The sequence below is a fragment of the Photobacterium aquimaris genome, assembly GCF_002954455.1.
GTDB classification, from domain to species: domain Bacteria; phylum Pseudomonadota; class Gammaproteobacteria; order Enterobacterales; family Vibrionaceae; genus Photobacterium; species Photobacterium aquimaris.
On the sequence record NZ_MSCC01000002.1, the window covers coordinates 421,761 to 439,815 of the forward strand.

The 18,055-nt window shown below is 38.4% G+C and carries 17 protein-coding genes; 7 read left to right on the forward strand and 10 right to left on the reverse strand.

Annotated elements, in window-relative coordinates:
* Positions 1-34: 34 nt before the first annotated feature.
* The 5 genes from BTN98_RS12845 to deoD form a co-directional block, all read right to left on the reverse strand.
* Positions 35-349, reverse strand: coding sequence for a hypothetical protein (locus BTN98_RS12845; RefSeq protein ID WP_060997235.1), 315 nt, complete (start codon positions 347-349; stop codon positions 35-37).
* A gap of 475 nt (positions 350-824) precedes the next feature.
* Entirely contained in the window at positions 825-2,819 is a 1,995-nt protein-coding gene (tkt, locus tag BTN98_RS12850; protein WP_060997234.1) for a transketolase, read from the reverse strand.
* Positions 2,820-2,900: 81 nt separating this feature from the next.
* The gene (tal, locus tag BTN98_RS12855; RefSeq protein WP_060997233.1) at positions 2,901-3,851 is read right to left on the reverse strand and encodes a transaldolase; all 951 of its coding nucleotides are present in this window, start codon (positions 3,849-3,851) and stop codon (positions 2,901-2,903) included.
* 452 nt (positions 3,852-4,303) lie between these two features.
* Positions 4,304-5,797 (reverse strand): hypothetical protein, encoded by a 1,494-nt coding sequence (locus BTN98_RS12860; protein ID WP_060997232.1) that lies wholly within the window; start codon positions 5,795-5,797, stop codon positions 4,304-4,306.
* 209 nt (positions 5,798-6,006) lie between these two features.
* The gene (deoD, locus tag BTN98_RS12865) at positions 6,007-6,717 is read right to left on the reverse strand and encodes a purine-nucleoside phosphorylase (RefSeq protein WP_045042164.1); all 711 of its coding nucleotides are present in this window, start codon (positions 6,715-6,717) and stop codon (positions 6,007-6,009) included.
* Between the two features lie 446 nt (positions 6,718-7,163).
* Here deoD and BTN98_RS12875 point away from each other — a divergent pair, with 446 nt between their 5' ends.
* Positions 7,164-7,370, forward strand: coding sequence for a DUF3283 family protein (locus tag BTN98_RS12875; protein ID WP_060997230.1), 207 nt, complete (start codon positions 7,164-7,166; stop codon positions 7,368-7,370).
* Between the two features lie 55 nt (positions 7,371-7,425).
* Here the strand turns inward: BTN98_RS12875 and BTN98_RS12880 are convergent, their stop codons facing one another.
* Complete coding sequence (locus tag BTN98_RS12880) at positions 7,426-7,917, reverse strand: copper chaperone PCu(A)C (RefSeq protein ID WP_060997229.1); 492 nt, start codon at positions 7,915-7,917, stop codon at positions 7,426-7,428.
* Between the two features lie 252 nt (positions 7,918-8,169).
* Here BTN98_RS12880 and BTN98_RS12885 point away from each other — a divergent pair, with 252 nt between their 5' ends.
* On the forward strand, positions 8,170-8,568 hold the full coding sequence (locus BTN98_RS12885; protein ID WP_231730634.1) for a zinc ribbon domain-containing protein: 399 nt from the start codon (positions 8,170-8,172) through the stop codon (positions 8,566-8,568).
* Between the two features lie 90 nt (positions 8,569-8,658).
* On the opposite strand, the gene BTN98_RS12890 is transcribed toward BTN98_RS12885, so the two are convergent.
* Positions 8,659-8,898 carry a hypothetical protein gene (locus BTN98_RS12890; RefSeq protein WP_045042162.1) on the reverse strand — a complete coding sequence of 80 codons (240 nt, stop codon included), beginning with the start codon at positions 8,896-8,898 and terminating at the stop codon, positions 8,659-8,661.
* A 279-nt stretch (positions 8,899-9,177) separates the two neighbouring features.
* Here BTN98_RS12890 and BTN98_RS12895 point away from each other — a divergent pair, with 279 nt between their 5' ends.
* Complete coding sequence (locus BTN98_RS12895; protein ID WP_060997227.1) at positions 9,178-9,441, forward strand: hypothetical protein; 264 nt, start codon at positions 9,178-9,180, stop codon at positions 9,439-9,441.
* 124 nt (positions 9,442-9,565) lie between these two features.
* Here the strand turns inward: BTN98_RS12895 and BTN98_RS12900 are convergent, their stop codons facing one another.
* A complete protein-coding gene (locus BTN98_RS12900) occupies positions 9,566-11,047 on the reverse strand; it encodes a C69 family dipeptidase (RefSeq protein WP_060997226.1) in 1,482 nt (493 codons plus the stop codon).
* Positions 11,048-11,341: 294 nt separating this feature from the next.
* Between BTN98_RS12900 and BTN98_RS12905 the strand changes: the two genes are divergently transcribed.
* The 3 genes from BTN98_RS12905 to BTN98_RS12915 all read left to right on the forward strand — a co-directional run bounded on the left by BTN98_RS12905 (position 11,342) and on the right by BTN98_RS12915 (position 15,664).
* Positions 11,342-12,016, forward strand: a complete 675-nt coding sequence (locus BTN98_RS12905) for an outer membrane protein (protein ID WP_060997225.1) — start codon at positions 11,342-11,344, stop codon at positions 12,014-12,016.
* A gap of 170 nt (positions 12,017-12,186) precedes the next feature.
* Positions 12,187-13,068 (forward strand): 6-carboxytetrahydropterin synthase, encoded by an 882-nt coding sequence (locus BTN98_RS12910; RefSeq protein WP_060997224.1) that lies wholly within the window; start codon positions 12,187-12,189, stop codon positions 13,066-13,068.
* Between the two features lie 220 nt (positions 13,069-13,288).
* Positions 13,289-15,664, forward strand: coding sequence for a Lon protease family protein (locus BTN98_RS12915; RefSeq protein WP_060997223.1), 2,376 nt, complete (start codon positions 13,289-13,291; stop codon positions 15,662-15,664).
* 142 nt (positions 15,665-15,806) lie between these two features.
* On the opposite strand, the gene cspE is transcribed toward BTN98_RS12915, so the two are convergent.
* A complete protein-coding gene (cspE, locus tag BTN98_RS12920; protein ID WP_005372751.1) occupies positions 15,807-16,019 on the reverse strand; it encodes a transcription antiterminator/RNA stability regulator CspE in 213 nt (70 codons plus the stop codon).
* Positions 16,020-16,527: 508 nt separating this feature from the next.
* Here cspE and BTN98_RS12930 point away from each other — a divergent pair.
* The gene (locus BTN98_RS12930) at positions 16,528-16,899 is read left to right on the forward strand and encodes a hypothetical protein (protein WP_060997282.1); all 372 of its coding nucleotides are present in this window, start codon (positions 16,528-16,530) and stop codon (positions 16,897-16,899) included.
* A gap of 115 nt (positions 16,900-17,014) precedes the next feature.
* Here BTN98_RS12930 and BTN98_RS12935 read toward each other — a convergent pair whose 3' ends face one another.
* Positions 17,015-18,046 (reverse strand): FAD-binding oxidoreductase, encoded by a 1,032-nt coding sequence (locus BTN98_RS12935; protein ID WP_060997221.1) that lies wholly within the window; start codon positions 18,044-18,046, stop codon positions 17,015-17,017.
* Positions 18,047-18,055: the final 9 nt, after the last annotated feature.

Below are 18,055 nucleotides of genomic sequence, written 5' to 3' on the forward strand. Positions count from 1 at the left end.
GGCTTTTAACTGATCACTAAAATTTATTAACTAATTACTTAGTTGAAGTTTTGTGATGGTTACGAGATGATTCTTTATGATCATGCTCTTTAGTTTTGTGATGACGATGTTCGTCATGTTCATGACGGTCGCCATGAGTTTGTTCTGGATGTTTATGGCCTTTTGGATCGCCACCGTGTTGTGTATGTGGATGGCTTTTTTCATGGTCACGAACTTCATGATGGTCATGGTTATGTTTATGTTCTACTTCTTCACCGTAACGACGTTCCATTTTTTCATGTTCAGCTTCAGCAGTATGTTGATGTGCTTTTTGTGAACCTTGATGTTCTTGGCTATTAAAATGTGACATATCTAAATCCTTTGATAAACAGCGTTATAAGTAAGTTTGTGTCTGTCTATGGAATTTAATTTACGCTTATTTTAAATTTGAACAATACACTTTTTTATAATCAAATATTCTATTTTTGCTAATTGCCCAATATATAAAATAGGTTTATTACATACAAAAAAAGCCCATACATGAGTGTTTATATTAATAGCTTCAGTTATTTATTAATATAAATGGAAAGGGGTATTTATATTAATAAATAATATGCACAAATAACAACCAATAAAAGAGTTGTTAAATTTTAAAATAAAGACGTATTTTATTTTTTGATTTAATAATGAACATTAAATATAGTAAGTTATATCGCATATATGTGGATATATATAGGATAGAGAGTGCTTTATTTGGGATAATAATAAAATAAGGATAAATAAAAAGCCGAGTATAAATACTCGGCTTTATTTTTTAACGTCTACTACGACTTAGCGATATATGCTTAAGCAAGTAACTCGTTAGCAGTGTTTACGATGTTCTCAACAGTAAAGCCGAACATTTTAAATAGCTCTTCAGCAGGAGCTGATTCGCCAAATGTTGTCATACCGATGATGCGACCGTTAAGGCCTACATACTTGTACCAGTAGTCAGCAATACCCGCTTCGATAGCGATACGTGCTGTAACATCTGCTGGAAGAACGCTTTCACGGTAAGCTGCATCTTGCTTATCGAACAGGTCAGTAGCAGGCATAGACACTAGACGTACTTGACGGCCAGCAGCTGTTAGCTCTGCGTATGCTTCTGCTGCGATACCTACTTCAGAACCCGTTGCGATTAAGATTAGCTCTGGCTTACCAGCACAATCTTTAAGGATGTAACCACCCTTAACGATGTTAGCAACTTGCTCAGCAGTACGATCTTGTTGAGTTAGGTTTTGACGAGAGAAGATTAAAGATGTTGGACCATCTTTACGCTCGATCGCGTATTTCCAAGAAACTGCAGATTCAACTTGGTCACATGGACGCCATGTGCTCATGTTTGGTGTTAGGCGTAGTGATGATACTTGCTCAACAGGTTGGTGAGTTGGACCATCTTCGCCAAGACCGATAGAATCGTGAGTGTACACTTGAATGTTCTGAACTTTCATCAGAGCAGCCATGCGTAGTGCGTTACGTGCGTATTCCATAAACATTAGGAATGTTGCGCCGTAAGGAACAAAACCACCGTGCAGTGCCATACCGTTGATCATTGCAGTCATACCAAATTCACGTACGCCGTAGTGAATGTAGTTGCCTGATGCATCTTCAGGTGTAATTGACTTAGAACCAGACCACATAGTTAGGTTTGATGGTGCTAGGTCAGCAGAACCGCCCATGAATTCAGGTAATAGTTTACCAAATGCTTCAAGTGCGTTTTGAGAGGCTTTACGTGAGGCAATGTTAGCTGGGTTTGCTTGTAGATCAGCAATAACTTTGTTTGTTTCTGCTTCCCAATTAGCAGGTAGACCACCTGTCATACGACGAGTAAACTCAGCCGCTAGCTCAGGGAATGCTGCTGTGTATGCTGCAAACTTCTCATTCCAAGATGCTTGTTTTGCTTTACCAGCTTCTTTTGCATCCCACTCTGCGTAAATTTCAGCAGGGATTTCAAATGCACCATATGTCCAACCTAGGAATTCACGTGCTGCTTTGATTTCGTCAGCGCCTAGTGGAGCACCGTGACAGTCGTGAGAGCCAGCTTTGTTTGGCGAACCAAAACCGATGATTGTTTTACAACAGATCAAAGTAGGCTTAGTTGTTTCAGCTTTTGCAGCTTCGATAGCAGCATTGATTGCTGCTGCATCGTGGCCATCAACGCTACGGATCACGTGCCAGCCGTATGCTTCAAAACGCTTAGCAGTATCGTCAGCAAACCAACCTTCTACTTCGCCATCGATAGAGATACCGTTGTCATCCCAGAAAGCAACTAGCTTACCAAGACCTAAAGTACCTGCTAGAGAACACGCTTCGTGAGAGATACCTTCCATCATACAACCGTCGCCCATGAAAGCGTAAGTGTGGTGATCGACGATATCATGACCTTCACGGTTGAATTGTGCAGCCATTGCTTTTTCAGCAAGCGCCATACCAACAGCGTTAGTAATACCTTGGCCTAAAGGACCTGTTGTTGTTTCAACGCCAGGTGCGTAACCGTATTCTGGGTGACCTGGTGTTTTTGAATGTAATTGACGGAAGTTTTTAAGATCATCAATTGATAGGTCGTAACCTGTTAGGTGAAGTAGAGAGTAAATAAGCATAGAGCCGTGGCCGTTTGATAATACAAAACGGTCGCGATCAGCCCATTTAGGATCTTGTGGGTTGTGGTTCATGTGACCACGCCAAAGTACTTCTGCGATATCAGCCATACCCATAGGCGCGCCAGGGTGACCAGAATTTGCTTGTTGTACGCCATCCATGCTTAGGGCACGAATTGCGTTAGCTAACATTTTACGTTCCATAGTATTTTCACCAAATATTTAGGTAAATGTAAACTTAAGAAAGCGGCTCGATGAGCCGCTTTCTGAAATAATGCTTAGTAATTAAAGACGATCTGCGATCATTGTCTCTAATTTGCCTTGGTCAACTGCGAAGTTACGAATACCTTCAGCTAGTTTCTCAACAGCCATTGCTTCTTGGTTGTGATCCCATAGGAATTCAGCGTGAGTCATTGCTGCTGGGCGATCTTTTAGTTCTGTCGCTGCAACAAGCTTAGGCTCTACAGTGCCAGTAGCATCTTCAAGCTCTTGAAGAAGTTGTGGGCTGATAGTTAGACGGTCACAACCAGCTAGCTCAAGAATTTCACCGATGTTACGGAAGCTTGCGCCCATAACAACAGTATTATAGCCGTGTTCTTTGTAGTAGTCGTAGATGCTAGTTACAGAGATAACGCCTGGATCTTCTTGTGCTTCAAAATCACGGCCTTCTTTTGCTTTGTACCAATCCATAATACGACCAACGAATGGTGAAATTAGGAATACGCCAGCTTCAGCACATGCACGCGCTTGAGCAAAAGAGAATAGTAGTGTTAGGTTACAGTTGATGCCTTCTTTTTCAAGAATCTCAGCAGCACGAATACCTTCCCAAGTAGATGCTAACTTAATAAGGATGCGATCATTTGTGATACCCGCATCATTATAAAGTTTGATTAGATGGCGTGCTTTAATAACACTTGCTTCTGTGTCGTAAGAAAGGCGAGCATCAACTTCTGTTGAGATACGACCAGGAACAACATTTAGGATTTCTTTACCAATGTTTACTGCAAGCATGTCGCAAGTATCTTGGATTTGTTGTGCTTTATCATCGCTTTGTGCTTTTGCGTAAGCAATAGATTGGTCAATTAGAGGTGCGTACTCAGCAATTTGTGCTGCTTTTAAGATCAATGATGGGTTTGTTGTCGCATCTTCTGGTTGGTATTTGCTGATATCTTTGATGTCACCAGTGTCAGCAACAACAGTAGTTAGTGCGCGTAGTTGTTCTAGTTTTGTGCTCATATCTATCGACCTTATGTATATGGCTTATGTCATGATGGCATCAGTTATAGCTTGAAATGCCACTATGTTCAAAAGAATTCATACTGACTCTTAACCACATTGATTATAACCATTAACTCATCGCGTGAGCGGATGGAATGTGTAAGAGCATTTGATAGATTGATAATTGACTTTTTTGGCTTTTTTGTCAATTCAAAATGGGAATAAATCCTGTTTTGATCGCAATAAAAGCCAGATAAAATTTAAATTATCTTTGTTGAGTAAATGTGAGGTGTTTTTTTACTTATTATTGAGTGAACATTTGATCTGGCTATTGATCATTTGCTTAGCTAGGGAAGGGCTAAAGCGAAGCATTTTTAAATGATATTGGACGCTAAAATAAGTGCAAAAAAACCATTAGATAGTGATCTAATGGCATCTATAGTGAGTGCTTATAAATAACACAGTCTTGCTTATTGCAATAATTGTTCAAGGGTCATGGGGGATGACATTAACCCTAATATTTGTGCGGGGGTTGTGCCGGCTTTATTTTGATGGCACAGGTTATGCCAAGCACGATAGATATCTAATAATGGTAACAAGCTGGCAGGGCGAAGTTTTCGTCGAGGTTCATTGACCATATGGCTAAATTGGTCATAAAAACGTTGTTGATAAACCGTCGCTGCTTGATGAGTGGCAACAGTTAGCCAATGTTGTTGCTGTTTTTTGTTGCCACCAAGATGACAGATGCCTTTATTACTGCCTTTATTACGACTGAATGCCCAGCGGTCTCGCCACCATCCCATTAATACGATATCAATTTTTTCGGCGTGTTGTCCGTGTTGCCATTGCGCGTCTTCAACAACATACAGTGGATCGAGAGTATGGTTATTGACCCGATCAATAAACACTGACAAACAGGCTGAACGTAATAAGGTTTCTTGAGGCATAAATACCGCGAGGCTAGGAATATTGGAATTGAGCAACTCTCGTAAATATAAAAAATGACTGTAGACCGTATATTGAGGACGGATAAGGCAGCCTTTGGTTGGGTAGTTAATAGTGACTTCACCACTCAATGGATTTTCCATATTTTTACGGGCTAAGATTTGGCGATAAGTTGTATCAATATGTGCGAGTAGTCCCTGTGAAGTCACGACGGTATTAGTCGAATGATAATAGCTATGCGGGGCGATAAAACGGGTACCAATATGATATGCATCGTGCTGGTTAACGTAAGTTGTTACTGGTTGCTGCGTTTGATAATTAACATGTTGACTGACCACATAACCAGAATCTGCTTCAGCGGTAGCGATCCATAATACGCCATTGTCACTGTGAGGCTGCAATGGGGTTAGATCTGTTGCAAGGTGACGTGTTTGAGCGTATTTGCCTAACCGCGCATCAAAAATTGTTAGTTGGTGGCGGCATCGAGCAGCGATATGATTAAGTTGATCATAAAAGGTTTTCGGATTAATCACTAGCCGACGACAAATCTCTCGTACGGTATAACCGGTAAATAAATAGGCTAATAATTTTTGTTGTAGTTGATGCTTATTATTACCGTTAGACCATGGATCGACAAAGGTATGATGGCAAGATTTACACCGATAACGTTGACGTTCACCACTAAAGCCAAACGCATGATAAAGCTGGCGATAGGTAAGAACGGGTAAGCCATTATGTGGACAATCAGAATTTGAACATGCAGCTAAACCACTATTTTGTTGCTGTGCTAGGCGCTGTTTTTCTGCAATAACGTCATGGTTACTAAGTACCGGTGGAAATGCGCCACACTCTCGGCAAATCAGTATTGGACGCTGTAAATTATTTTTTTGTAATACATAGAGCTGTGGGTCTGTGCGACTAAAGTTGGCACAGGCAACGGTTTTACAGTAATTGAATTGAATATCATCACAAGCTGGCGGTAGTTGATCCAATGTCGTTTGCATAGAGGATAAAGTCATCGATCGTCACCGAGTTATGTTGAGGTGGTCATGATTATACTTAAGCGTAATGATGTTGCTTTAATATTATTAGAATTATTTTTTTTTGAATAAAATTGCTATTAATAGGTATAAAAAAAGTGAAAAACACATCACTACAGATATATTTTTCACTCTAATAATCTTTATAACAGACTTATCGTTACAGCCAGTATTATCACAATAAGATATTATAAATTAATGGCAGTTTCTAATGCTACGTTCATCATTTCATTGAAAGAATGCTGACGTGCTTCTGCACTTAACTTTTCGCCACGTTTAATATGGTCAGATACTGTTAGGATTGTTAGTGCTTTAGCGCCAAGTTCTGCAGCAACGCCGTAGATACCAGCAGCTTCCATATCAACACCTAAAATGCCTAATTTTTCCATCTTATCAAACAGGCCAACTTCTGGGCTGTAGAATAGATCTGCTGAGAATACGTTACCAACACGAACTGCAACATTTTGTGCGCGTGCTTGGTTTACAGCTGTTTCAAGTAAGTGGTAGTCAGCAATCGCTGCGAAATCGTGGTTAGCAAAACGGATGCGGTTAACTTTTGAGTCAGTTGAAGCACCCATTGCAATGATTACGTCCATTAATTTAACGTCATCATGAACAGCGCCACAGCTACCAATACGAATGATGTTTTTAACACCAAAATCTCGAATTAGCTCATGGACATAGATAGAGCAAGATGGAATACCCATACCATGACCCATTACTGATACTGGCTTACCTTTATAAGTACCAGTGAAACCGTACATGCTGCGAACATCACAAACACGTTTTACGTTTTCTAGGTAAGTTTCTGCAATAAACTGTGCGCGTAGTGGGTCACCAGGCATTAAAATAGTTTCTGCAAAATCGCCAACTTCAGCATTGATATGTGGAGTAGCCATGAAGTGCTCCTAAGGTTATGAGTTATTCAGAAGCAATAATTATGCTTCAATTTATGGAACTAGTTTATTGAATAAAACATTCTACTCTTGAGATCTGGATCACAAAAATTGGGCTGTTTTAGTTAATGCATGGCATTGATTACCAAATCTGTTGAAAGTGTGAAAGGTATCGTTTTCTTTTTTAAGGTTAATTAAATGCATAATTAAGTCATTGGTAATTTTTTTAACGCTTAATATATTGATATTTTGATTTTTTTTGTTTTTTACCACTGTTTTTGTATAGCTAATAAAAAAATGATCAACCAAAAAATGTAATCCATTACATTGCTGGCGATCGTTATATCGGTTTTTCATGATTAATTGAGTGTCATCATTGATGGTGTGAAAGAGGTTCTTCTTGAGCATGATCTTGGGTAGAATTAATAAAAAAGAAGGCTGAGAAGACGATGTATAATTTAACCCAATTATCAGATAGTGAAAGAATGCGTATCGAGTTAGATAAGCAAGCTTCTTATACTGTTTGGAAAGTGAAAAACGGTAAAGTCGGTTATGAGGCGTTTGCTGAGTTAACCAATAATATTGACGATGATGATGAGCGTGATTTTTGCCAACAAGCCATCATGAAATATAAAACGTTAATGGGCGTTAATTGATAGCTAGTATGTGGCATCTTTTGCAGCGTACATACAACGATGTACGCTGGAATAATCAATGGTGGTGTTGCATACCATGGCTTACATCATGTGTTGTGCCATTATCACTTCCGCTGTATGTTGCAGCTTTAACGGCAACATTGACTGTTATTTCGCCGGCATACTTAAAGGTCAGTGTTAATGGAAAGTGTGAATCAATCGTTGGCACTTCAGTAAGATTAAATAACATCACATGCAAACCGCCAGGGGCTAATTGTTGTTGCTGTTCAGCTGCGACATTAATTGTTTCAACTTGACGCATTTGCATCAATCCGTTGTTATGATTTTGTGTATGTAACTCAACTATTCCGGCAATAGGTGAACTTGCCCCAATAAGCGTATCGTCAACATCACTATGATTAATAATGGATAAAAAAGCTGCTGCGACATTGGATGTGGGTGGAACCGCTTTAGACCAGGGATGCGCTATTTCGATTGTCGTAGCTGTAACGGTGATAGGCATTGTGATAATGGCACTAGCGAATAGGGCTATAAGTATTTTTAGCATCAAATGGCACTCCTTTACCAATCATATGAAATCGAGTGTGCATTAAGAGTGTAGCATTAGAAATAAGCACTGGTTATATTTATTGCTATATAGGCAGTAATAACGAACGGCAGGCAAGGTTGTTGCAACTACTTTAGAGGTATGGATTTAGTAATCTTGGTGTTAATATTGTGCTCGTAACAAGATTAATTGAGACTATTATTTTTATATTGCGTATTCTGTGCACAGAAATTAATCAAAGGGTGAATTACCGTGAAAACAACTGAATTTTCTGCACTTGATGACGATAATGCTCAGCATGAAGTATCGTTTTCATTACACGCAGAAAAACGTTCAGGGCATAAAGCGCCACCGGCGAATACCCCTGATTTTAGTCAGCCAGCATCAAATTCTGATGCCGTTAATGATAAAATAGTGACTGAAACTATGACAAAGCCTCGCTCTAAGCGTTTAACTGATTGTCCAGCTTGTGATGGTAGTGTTTCTCGCCGCGCCCATTTTTGTCCTCATTGTGGTGAGCCAGATCCTTCACGTCATATGCAGCGGACACAATGGTTCTCTCGTATCGTGTGGTCGATTATAATTGTTACGGCTGGATGGTATGCTTATACTTCTTTAGTACCATTAATCGTTGATCGTCTTAAAGGCTAACTTGATAAACATCGGTATTAAGTCGTAACGTTAATACACGTATCAAAATATTTACCCCAATAGTCGATTTATGATTATTGGGGTTTTTTATTAATGCGTTTTTTGCATACCACGAGTTTGATTCATAGTGCGTGAACCTGCAGTACCATAACTGTTAATATCGTAGCGATTAGGGGAATAACCAATACGAGAACGGTAACGACGATCGAGTGGATATAAATTAATATTGTAATTATCAATAAGTTGTTTGATCACCACATTCATTTCTTTTTGTGGCGTGTTTTGTTCTCTAAGGTAGTAATAAAGGTTTTCTGCGCGTTGTTGATTCATTGTGTCCTCCAAATAGGAAAAGGTTGCTATTTCAGCAATCAGGAATACACAGCAAAAGACAGTTAAATAACATCAAAGAAGTTGATGTTGTGTGGACTTATTATATTTAATTTTAAGTAAATGATAATGACTGTAAACGTTAAATTACTTTTACTTACGGGTAATAATCTATCGTTAATTACGTCAAATTTTTCAGTATTTAGATGCTGTTTATAATTTTGTTTGCTAAATAGTCCTATCACACTAACAATAATGATGTATTGATGAGGAATTCTATAAATGTTTAAGCAAAGTACTAAAATAAATATCGTCAGTGTCAGTGTTGGGATATTAATTTTACCGTGGTTACCATTACTTATAAGTCAGTATTCATTGTTTAAAATGATAACCGACGCAATCAGTGGAATTGCGTTTGCATTCGCATGGGGGATAGGCTTACCTACAGTTATTAGCTATGTCGCTGCGATAATTATTTTATTGGCCCCTGCTGCGTTAGCATTTTATTGGGTAAAACATACTTTACGGATGATCACCAAAGCTTAATTTATTCTGTAATAATACGAATTTTTAATTGTGTGGTTTTTTGCGCTAAATGGTTGTATTGATAAAACAAGAAGACCGTAACAGATCTTCTTGTTCTACTTTTATATGCTTAATCTAATAAAGCTTATGCACCTTCAAAATGATAAGTCATATCTGTGGTGTATGTCATTTTAGTAAATAAAGTATTGGTTAATTGATCGGTCAATGCCAATGCATCTGCAACCGTTGTCTTCTCAAATTGATTGATCAAGGCTTGTGCTTTTTTAGGCTGACGTTTGTAAATTTTAAGGTAATGTTTTTCAAGTTCACGTTGTTTAGATGCCGTTTGTACTTCAAACTTATGATAAGCCGTTTGAACAATCGGAGAGAATACCTTCCAGTTGGTCATTGCTAAGGTTTGCAGCTTACGGAATGCCCAATTAGCAGATGCACTATCAGCTTTATCTGTACCAATAGTTAATGCATGTGGTACTTCAGTCATACCTTGGTAATAAGGAATGTAAACACCAAGCGCACTCATACCGTATGAAATGTAAGCTACATCACCAATGGCAGTCGGTAAATTAGGGCGGACTTGCAATACGTGTGATTCTTGAGTGCGGAATACCGAAATTGGGCGGTAAGTTTCTTTCGGGTTTTGGGTTGCATAAGGGTCGTGTGACGTACCTTGGTAATGATTACGTAGACCTTGTTCAACATCAGCAACACTCAATTTTCTGGTTGGTTTTAGAAAAACAGGGAACGTTGTGCCTTGGTCGATCTTAGTCGTTAAGCCTTTGGTATACATATGCTGTAACGTCCACACGCGTGGATAGTTATATGTCACATCGTTAGGTGTATCTTGTGAATAAGCGGCGTGGAAGTTAAATGACTTGCCTGCTTCTGCTTTATATAACCCATGTTGTTCAGCAAAACTGACTAATGTTGGTGAAGCCATGTAATTAGGATTATTGGGTAAGTAAGTGCTTAAACGCCCTTGGTTTGCTGAAACGAAGTATTTATTCGCAGGAATTTTCTCTGCCATCCATTGGTGACCGCTACCACTTTCTAAATACCAAATACCGGTATTATCAACAAATGCTACCCCAAACCCTTCTGCTGCACCTTGAGTTTCAATGATCTTACCAAGTAACTCTACGCCTTCTTTTGCAGAGTGGATACGCGGTAAAATCACGTTTTCAATTGCATCTTCACCAATGCCCGTCTTGGTGACATAAGGATCGGCTTTAAGTGCTTTGGCGCCATTATAGATAGTTTCTGTTGCTGACATACCTACGCCAGCAGAGTTAAAGCCGACTTCGCCCATGCTCTTATTGTGGGTATCAAAGTCTGACATTGATGTATATTGCAGTGCATCTTTAGCAGCAGGGTAGGTAAAATTATTCGCATTACCGTGGAAATCACTTTTTTGCATTTTTTCCGCGGGGTGAAACACAAAATGTTTAGCGTTGGTCGCTTGGTAATCTTCATTACGAGCAATAATGTAAGAACCATCTGTTGTTGCCTGATTACCAACTAAGATAGTAGTACAAGCACTAGCAGGTAATGCCACTACTGCAGTAAATGCCGCTGTTATAGCAGAGGCTAAAAAGGTGATTTTTTTCATGTTCTTCATAATATCGGGTGAATAATGTGATAGTTATACGGGGAAAGTTAAGCTGTTTTTGTGAGGAATATCACTTTTATATATTCCCTAATGGCATAATAATTTTGCAGTTTTATATTCGATTTTTTTGTAGGGCATTGAAATGTTGGTAAATTGTTTAACATCATACATGAGGTGATAACGGTTATTACTCGGGTTTGATGAATTATTGATGTATGATGAAATATGGGAATTTATTATAAATATCAGTGATGTAATATCATTTTATAGGGTCAATGAGGATCAAAGTAACCTATGAGCAATAAAACTATCATTATGAGTGCAATGACTGCGCCATTGTTATCAGCCTCGGTACAAGCATCTGAAGCCTTTGTTTTACAGCCAGTTAGTGATGCGAACACGGTAGCACCATCAGTTAAATTTGATGATAGTGGTCATTATTTTATAGGTGTTACGGGAGGGAAAACTAATATTAGTATGACTGCAAATATCAATAATAGCAGCAACGATAGTTTATCTTCGCCTGATAGTGCAGGTTTTGTCGGTGCAAATATTGGTTATTATACGGCTGGTGGTGCAGGACGGCTTTATTACAGCTGGCAAAAAATGACAGCTGAATCTAATTTTAATGATATTAAAGCTATTGAAACAGATATGACATTGCATTTATTAAATGCTGATTATATTTTCCGCGCAGATAAAAGTATTAATCCATTCATTGGTGCCCATTTAGGTTATATGATCGCTGATAGTAAAGGCCAACAGTATGGCTCACATAGTCAGTCAGGTGAAGTGCTTGGTATTCAGGCCGGTGTTGCATGGCGGATCTCAAATAACATATCTGCTGAAGTTGGTGTGCGTCATACTGCAACACAAGGCGAAGATATTAAACCCTGGTCATCAAATAAAATCATCTCGCAAATTAAAAGTGTTTCAACAGGGTATGCATCATTAAATTACCGTTTTTAATGCGCTTTTTTTATTTGTAGGTGTGGTTTTGATGAATATTAAATTTGATTTAATAATGATTGAGGCCATTTTATTAAATGGTGAGTAAACAGAAGGTTTACTCACCCGTTTAGCCGCGTATAATGCATCCCCCTAGTAAACGACAACCATTATCAATAAAGGACTTCACCTTGAAGCTATTTGTTAGAGATCTCACTGTAATTGACGCATCTTACTTGTGCCCACAACGGGGAATGGTGGGTGAGAGTTGGATTCTTGATGTGGTGATGTCGGGTGAGTTGAATGAAATGAGTATGGTGCTTGATTTCAGCCGTGTAAAAAAGCAAATTAAACAACTCGTTGATCAATATGTTGATCACCGCTTATTGATTCCTACTGCATCAACTGCCATTCAAACAGCAACCACTAAAGCGGATTACATGACGGTTGATTTAGTCAGCGAGCAGCATGCGATTTACTTACATAGTCCAGAACAGGCATTTTGTTTTGTTGATGCTGAAGCGATCACTATTGAGACCGTAACAGAGCATGTACAGCAAGTGTTACTTGGCAATTTACCAAGTAATGTACAAGGACTAGAAATTACCTTACGTCACGAAAATATTGACGGTGCGTTTTATCATTACAGCCATGGCTTGAAAAAGCATGATGGTAATTGTCAGCGCATTGCGCATGGACACCGTTCACCAGTTGAGTTAGTAGTTAATGGTCAACGTAATGCTGAATTGGAACAACAATGGGCACAACGTTGGCAAGATATTTACTTAGGCTCACAAGAAGATGTTATCAGTGTTAGTGAGTTAAATTTAAGTGCGGCTGCGGCAAACATCAATGATGAAACACATTATGGCTTTCGCTATACCGCGCCACAAGGTGAATTTGAATTAGCAATCGCAAAGTCAGTGACTGAAATATTAGCCACTGATACCACGGTTGAGTTGTTAGCTTGCTATATTGCAGAACAGCTTAAACCGCAATTAGTTGCCATAGATCGACTTGATGTTTTTGCCTACGAGGGTGTAGGTAAAGGTGCGATGGCAAGTATAGGCTAAAGGTCTATTTTGACCATGTAATTGATATAAAGCATAAAAAATAAGCTCAATGTGGTATTTGTAGTAATACAAATATTGGATTGGGCTTTTTTTTGGTTAAAATTAAAGCAAAATCAGTGTAATAGTGAGATCTTTCGCACTAAATATAGTTTCTCTCACCTAATAGTCAGTTATTTGTGCGTAAACTTAGAATAAGTGTCATAAACAAGAGGGATCGATTATGCCTTTAGCGCCTCTAACCAGTGACAAGCTGTATCGTATTGCAGCCCTAAACGGATTGAGTGATGCGTGTAAGTCAACCAAGTACCTTACACCATTAGATGAAATTGTAGGACAGGAACGCGCTCAACATGCAGTTGAGTTTGCGATGTCGATAAAAGAAAAAGGCTACAATATTTATGCCATTGGTCGTAATGGCTTAGGTAAACGCACCATGGTGATGCGTTATTTAAATCGACATGAGCCTAATGGCAATAGTCATACCTTGTATGATTGGTGCTACGTGTCTAATTTTGGTGATACACGCAGCCCTAAAGTATTAAAGCTACCCGCAGGCGAAGGCTGTAGCTTTAAAAAAGACATTGAAAACTTAATGAAACGGTTAGTAAAAGCGTTTCCATTAGCGTTTGATAATGAGCTTTATTACTCGCGTGCTGAAAAATTAAAAGCGGAATTAGCGTCAAAGCAAGAAGCAACATTAAAGTCTCTTACACAAAGTGCCGAAGGACGGGGTATTAGCGTTTCAATCACCAATCAAGGTGATTATCAGTTAGTAGCAATGAATGGAAAAGAGCCACACACAGAAGCTAGTTTTGCAGCCTTGTCAGCAGATGAACAGCTCGCTTTTGAAAATACCATTAATGCACTGGAAGCTGAGTTGCGTGGTATTGTACGTAAGCTTACAGAATGGGAAGAACAATATTCAGAGAAGCAACAAAAACTTGATGAAAATATTGCTCAAGAAGTTGTTGGCCATTGTATTAAAGATCTGCAAGTAAAATATAAAAAGGTGGCGGATGTAAAAGCATATTTAGCTGATATGTATGCTGATATTTTAGATCATATTGATATTTTTCTTGAAGAAAATGAAGAGCAAGTAGCACTCGCTTATGCATCATTAGATAAAAAGATGCCGCGTCGTTATCAAGTTAATGTGTTAGTACATCAAAGTGATGAATGTAAATTTCCGATCGAAGTTGAAGAAAGTCCAAGTTACCATTCGATTTTTGGTTATATAGAAAACGCGACCTACAAAGGTACCGTGTTTACTGACTTTTCTTTAATTCGTGCTGGTAGTCTCCATCGTGCTAACGGTGGTGTGTTGATGATGGATGCAGTAAAAGTGCTTGAGCGTCCGTATGTTTGGGATGGTCTCAAACGTGCATTGCGAGCACAAAAGCTCAATTTAAGCTCTCTTGAGCGAGAGGTGACACTTTCTGGCACAATTTCATTAGAGCCAGAAGCCATTCCTCTCAATGTAAAAATCATTCTGTTTGGTGATTATCAAACCTATCAGTTATTACAACACTACGATCCAGAGTTTAAAGAACTGTTTCGTGTAACAGCTGATTTTGAAGATGATATGCCGCGTAATGATACCTCAGAAGAGCATTATGCACGCTTTATTGCCAGTATTGTGCATGATAACGATATGCTGCATTGTGATCGTAAAGCTATTGCTCGTATCATTGAATACAGCTCTCGCCAAGCTGATGATCAAAATAAGTTATCGCTACATTCGGCAGATATTGCTAATTTATTACGTGAAACTAACTATGTAGCGCGTGCTTCTAATGCGACCATGATCCGCAGTAGTCATGTTGAACAAGCAATGTTAAATCAAGAACTTCGAGTAAGTCGTTTAAAAGATCATGTTATGCAAAGTTTCGTCACAGGCACCACACTGCTTGATGTTGATTCACAGGCTGTTGGACAAGTAAATGCATTGTCGGTGATCGCAACCTCTGATTACCAGTTTGGCGCGCCAAGTCGAATCACCGCAACAACGGCTTATGGTAGTGGTGAAGTATTTGATATTGAACGCAGTGCTGAGTTAGGCGGTAATATTCACTCAAAAGGGGTGATGATCCTCTCAGCATATTTAGCCTCTGTGTTTGGAAAAACAGCAAAAATTCCGTTAACAACCCACCTTACTTTTGAGCAATCATACGGTGGCGTTGATGGTGATAGCGCATCGATGGCGGAAGTATGTGCGATTATTTCCGCATTTTCTGGTTTACCATTACGACAAGATATTGCGATCACCGGTTCAATGAATCAGTTTGGTGAAGCGCAGCCAATTGGTGGTGTAAATCAGAAAATTGAAGGTTTTTTTGATGTCTGTGGTATTAAAGGACGTACATCAGGACAAGGGGTCATTATTCCTGAATCTAATGTGCATAATTTAATGTTACGTAAAGATATTGTTGAAGCTGTTGAAAAAGGTGAATTTACCATTTGGGCGATAAACCATGTTTCACAAGCAATTGAAATATTTACTGGTAATGCGGTAGGTGTGGAAGCTGAGCAGGGGTTTTATCCATCGAATACGGTGTTTGGTGTCGTGCAAAGTAAGCTCAATGCCTTGCGCCGATAGTTATACACCCATAATGCTATTTGAATGCTGAATACTAAAGCCGACGATATAAAAAATAGTTGGCTTTTCTTTCTTTTTACCAAATGACGGATATAAAAAATGCCGGCCTTAGCCAGCATTTTTATTTATCAATGAAGATAAATTATAGAGCTACAACGTTTGCAGCTTGAAGACCTTTTTGGCCTTGCTCTACTTCAAAAGACACTTTTTGGCCTTCAGCAAGAGTTTTGAAACCTTCAGAAGCGATAGCACGGAAGTGAACGAATACGTCAGCACCGCCGTTGTCTTGAGTAATGAAACCAAAACCTTTCTCTTCGTTAAACCATTTTACTAGACCAGTTGTTTTGTTAGACATGAGATGTCCCTTATTAGTTGAGATTAATTAACCGCTAAAATGCGATGTGCTACGTGGTTAAATTATTAATGTTACTGCCAATACAAGGGAAACACAGAGATACAAAACGAAACCGTCAATGTAGCTTTAGTTTAACTGTTACTTGGTGTTGCATTTAATAACTCTTAAACAACAGAGCGAGATGGATAATAACAGCTGTGGTGCTGATGTACACCTATTTTTGTGTTTTTTTTGAAAAATAGTGGTTTAAACTTAGCTTTTTGTATTTTTTGTTTTATTAATGCTTTGATAATTAATGGTTTATTTTTATTTTTATTAAATGTTGTTATGTGGCTATTGTTGCTATTATCTTGCATATTTAACGACATTAATATGCTAGAGTAGTAAAGTAGTTTAGCTTTTGTGGTTAGAGTATTAAGCTAAATTGGTGATAAAATTATCGTTCATGCTTATGAATTATATAAATAAATATTAATATCAGATATGAATGAATACAGGGGAAGCAATAATGACTCATGAAACTAAAACAATGGAAGTACCTGTTGCTATCGCTGATAGAGTACAGGCACTTATTGACGGGTTTAAAGCGAAAGAAATATTTAAGGCAGAGCGTAAAGCTGTCGTAAATAATTTTCTTGCAATGGATGGTCTTAGTTGCGAGATGGCTGTTTACAGTTTGCCGCAAAATGAGTTGCTTGATACGCTTCGATTTGTCTATGAATTATCAGGTACAAACAGTAAATTCATCACAAATATCCTGATTCAATCAAGAGAAAACCCTAAGAAAGTATTGTCTGATGCGCAGAGAACAGCTGCTAAGAGTTTATTATTTAACTTGATTAATGATCCATCTGTTGTTTCAGCAATGAAAGAGATCTAATCGCATTATATTAGAGACAATAAAAAACCTGTATTTACGTTCTATGATAATTAATCACGAGCATGATTAATAAATAGTCTGTTTAGATGCGGGTTTTTATTTAGAACTTAGCAGTTTACTGAAAGCTTACTTCCGTATTGTTCATAATCGTTGATGAACAAGCAAGAACATAACCTTGTTCGATATCCTCAGCTGTTAATGTCATATCACTGGTTGAGCTAACGCTGTTGGGTGTTACTTTACAGCGACATGAACCACAAACACCACTACGACAAGCAACAAGAATTGGCAAATTAGCATTCTCAAGTGTTGTTGCTAAATTGTCCCCATGATTAACCGTTAATGTTTGGCTAAAAGCTGGAATATCAACATTCACTGTCTTCGTTACTTCTTCTGCTATAGGCGCTATCGTTGGCGTAAAACTTTCCTGAAAGAATTGTGCCATATTAAAATTAAGTTTTTGTAAATAATGGCTTACATCTTCCATAAAACCTTCCGGACCGCATAAATAAACAGTTCGCTGATGGAGATTTGGTGTTAATTGTTCAAGCCACTGCTGATTTAAACGTCCTTGATGGAATTCAGTATCAGCGTTATCTTTTAATAATAACTGTAAGTTAAAATTACTGTGCTCACGATCTAATTGTACTAATTGCTCAAAAAATAGTGTTTGTGAAGGGCTTTTCGCGACATGAATAAAGCAAATATCAATGTTTGCGTTATGCTCAAGCCAATATTTAGCCATCGAATAGACAGGTGTGATACCACAACCAGCACTGATCAACAGTACACTTTGGTTTTCAGGTGGGTGATCAATACAATTAAACTCACCCGTTGGTTTTAATAATTGTACGTTATCGCCAATCGTTAGTGTGTTTACTAGGTAGGTTGAAACCTTGCCACCATCGACCCGCTTAATGGTTAATTGCAGTGTAGAACGGTGTGGTATTGAACTAATGGAATAGGCACGAAAGAGTAATTTGTTATCGATACGAATACCTAAACTAACAAATTGCCCTGGTTTGAAATCAATAGATTCAGTATTAACCTGTGGCTGTAATTCGATGGTTACAGTGTCTGGTGTTTGTTGCCACTTATTGATACAAATAAATGTTTCGGGTTGGTGATTGTGCCATTTTTCTAACATTATCATACC

Coding starts and splice junctions, on each gene's coding strand:
- BTN98_RS12845 (WP_060997235.1), bottom strand. CDS start 349: ATGTCACATTTTAATAGCCAAGAACATCAAGGTTCACAAAAAGCACAT.
- tkt (WP_060997234.1), bottom strand. CDS start 2,819: ATGGAACGTAAAATGTTAGCTAACGCAATTCGTGCCCTAAGCATGGAT.
- tal (WP_060997233.1), bottom strand. CDS start 3,851: ATGAGCACAAAACTAGAACAACTACGCGCACTAACTACTGTTGTTGCT.
- BTN98_RS12860 (WP_060997232.1), bottom strand. CDS start 5,797: ATGACTTTATCCTCTATGCAAACGACATTGGATCAACTACCGCCAGCT.
- deoD (WP_045042164.1), bottom strand. CDS start 6,717: ATGGCTACTCCACATATCAATGCTGAAGTTGGCGATTTTGCAGAAACT.
- BTN98_RS12875 (WP_060997230.1), top strand. CDS start 7,164: ATGTATAATTTAACCCAATTATCAGATAGTGAAAGAATGCGTATCGAG.
- BTN98_RS12880 (WP_060997229.1), bottom strand. CDS start 7,917: ATGCTAAAAATACTTATAGCCCTATTCGCTAGTGCCATTATCACAATG.
- BTN98_RS12890 (WP_045042162.1), bottom strand. CDS start 8,898: ATGAATCAACAACGCGCAGAAAACCTTTATTACTACCTTAGAGAACAA.
- BTN98_RS12895 (WP_060997227.1), top strand. CDS start 9,178: ATGTTTAAGCAAAGTACTAAAATAAATATCGTCAGTGTCAGTGTTGGG.
- BTN98_RS12900 (WP_060997226.1), bottom strand. CDS start 11,047: ATGAAAAAAATCACCTTTTTAGCCTCTGCTATAACAGCGGCATTTACT.
- BTN98_RS12905 (WP_060997225.1), top strand. CDS start 11,342: ATGAGCAATAAAACTATCATTATGAGTGCAATGACTGCGCCATTGTTA.
- BTN98_RS12915 (WP_060997223.1), top strand. CDS start 13,289: ATGCCTTTAGCGCCTCTAACCAGTGACAAGCTGTATCGTATTGCAGCC.
- cspE (WP_005372751.1), bottom strand. CDS start 16,019: ATGTCTAACAAAACAACTGGTCTAGTAAAATGGTTTAACGAAGAGAAA.
- BTN98_RS12930 (WP_060997282.1), top strand. CDS start 16,528: ATGACTCATGAAACTAAAACAATGGAAGTACCTGTTGCTATCGCTGAT.
- BTN98_RS12935 (WP_060997221.1), bottom strand. CDS start 18,046: ATGTTAGAAAAATGGCACAATCACCAACCCGAAACATTTATTTGTATC.